Genomic DNA, 1,906 nt, shown 5'->3' with positions numbered 1-1,906 from the left:
TCTCGCGCCTGGGCGGACAAGTCATAGGCCGCAACGCGCGCGGGCTGAACTTGAGAGAGCAGATCGAGCGCATCCGCGCGCAAGCGCCTGCTGCGCCTGCAACGCCCATACGGCCCTCAAAGCCAGCGCTGCCAGAGTGGGCCAGGCCGCAGGATTGGGCGCCGACCGTGGAAAACGCCAGAAGGCTGGGGCTGCCGGAGACAACTCGGCCTGCAGCAAACCGCAGCCCTTCCGCTGAAAGGCCACAAGCTCCACTGCCGCCTGTTGAGAACCTCTATGCCCCCGCGCATGGTTTCTATCAGGAGCGCATGCGCATGGCCACGCAAGGCATGATGGATCCGGATGCCAGCTGGATGGACAGGGCGGTTTACGCTGCCCTGGGCCTGGGCGTCACGCCCTTGGCAATGGTCGAGGCGCTGGGCACAGAGGCCTACAACAGCCTCAACAATGCCAGTTTGGCGGGCCAGTACTGGGCGCGCGGCGAAATGGCGGCAAATGCCAGTGACGCCAACGTGGCCCGGCTGCAAGCGGCGCTGCATGGCGCAGCTGCAATGAATGGACTGCTGGGGCCTGCGGCTTTGACGCGGCCAGTAATCAGGTTGCCTGCTGAAGAAAATGCGCTGACCAGAGGACAGGGTGCAGGCAGGCAACAAATATCTTCTGCAGAAGCTCTTCAGCCCAGACCTCCTCGCACTCGATCAAGCATTCCTACTGAATCTTCAGTTAGCCGAACCGAACTCAATCATCGGGTGGATGATGGTCTTCAATATATTGAATATCAAGATGGAGTTGGGTGGAAGTGGCCTGAAAACTCGGGATTTGTTGGAAAACCTCGTGAACGGGTGCTGGAAAGGGGCGTCTTGCTTGACCGAGTAGGTGAACCGGTTGGGAGTTTTCTGGCTCCCGCAGGAACAGCGTTTGATGCCAGGGCATTGGCTCCCGGTGCAGGAGCATCCAATGTTTATGTATATGAAGTCATCAAGCCCTTGCCGGTGCTGGAAGGTGAAATTGCGCCTGCATTTGGGCAACCTGGCGGAGGCGTTCAAATACTTCCGAATGTTGGAACGCGAGTTGATGTACAGTGGTTAATTGAGAACGAATATCTTATCGAGGTGGCAAAATGAATATTGATCAAATCAGACAACAAATAAAAGCGTATGGTGCCATGATAGATGCGCCGCCGCAGATGTTAACAGTATTCGATCAACCGCAAGGCGATGGAACGCCGTTTGTTGTGGTTGAAGAAGATGACTATAGATATATTGTCGAGGAGAGGGGCATGATCTTTGAGGAGCGAAAGACGAAAGATGTAAACCTACTGATGTACTGGCTAATGAATATCATCATTTTTAAGATGGCCTGTTGTTATGAATTAGCCAACAGAGAATCACAACGTGATCCACGAAGAATAATATTTGCTAAAGAGCTGGAATTGTTTGGGATAATAAATAAATCCTGGCATCAATTAAAGAAAAGTGAACTAGATGAAATCCTGAAAAATAATCCGTTTGATGATGAAGCCATGAAGCGCAGATTGATGAGATAAACAAGAAGATCAATATATTCGAATGGCTCTTGTGCTTGGCTAGATCAACCATTAATCCAGTGTGCACGGACTGAAGCCCGGCCCCTTCAACCGCGCAGCAGCCTGCCGAACCCAGCTGGGGCCAGCGCCTGAACCGCAACATGCGGCAGTGGGGCGAGGGCGTCATAGACCGGCTGGATGAGGCTGCCGTAGCCGATGGCGGCGGCCTTGTGACAGCACTGGCCGCCTTGGCGCGTACACCGGCGAGGTCATTTGCCAGCTTCACGCAAGGCACGGCAGGCACGGTTTCGCTGCTGGATGGCCGTGTGCGCGGAGAAATCTCTGATGGCCTGAGCCAGGTGATGAGCGACCCGGGCCTGA

Annotated in this window: 3 protein-coding genes; all 3 read left to right on the top strand. The window is 54.7% G+C overall.

Annotation, left to right across the window (positions count from 1 at the left end):
* On the top strand, window positions 1-1,124 hold a 1,124-nt coding region (locus tag QB898_RS12975), incomplete at its 5' end, for a TNT domain-containing protein (protein ID WP_279525288.1).
* Complete coding sequence (locus QB898_RS12970; protein WP_279525287.1) at window positions 1,121-1,546, top strand: Imm63 family immunity protein; 426 nt, start codon at window positions 1,121-1,123, stop codon at window positions 1,544-1,546. The genes QB898_RS12975 and QB898_RS12970, both read left to right, overlap by 4 nt.
* A 140-nt stretch (window positions 1,547-1,686) precedes the next feature.
* On the top strand, window positions 1,687-1,906 hold a 220-nt coding region (locus QB898_RS12965), incomplete at its 3' end, for a hypothetical protein (RefSeq protein WP_279525286.1).

It is taken from the genome of Ottowia cancrivicina, assembly GCF_029813755.1.
GTDB classification, from domain to species: Bacteria; Pseudomonadota; Gammaproteobacteria; order Burkholderiales; family Burkholderiaceae_C; genus Ottowia; species Ottowia massiliensis.
This window is presented reverse-complemented; position numbering and strand designations above follow the sequence as displayed.

Excerpts from the sequence above, each read along its gene's own strand:
- QB898_RS12970 (WP_279525287.1), top strand. The coding sequence starts at position 1,121 with ATGAATATTGATCAAATCAGACAACAAATAAAAGCGTATGGTGCCATG.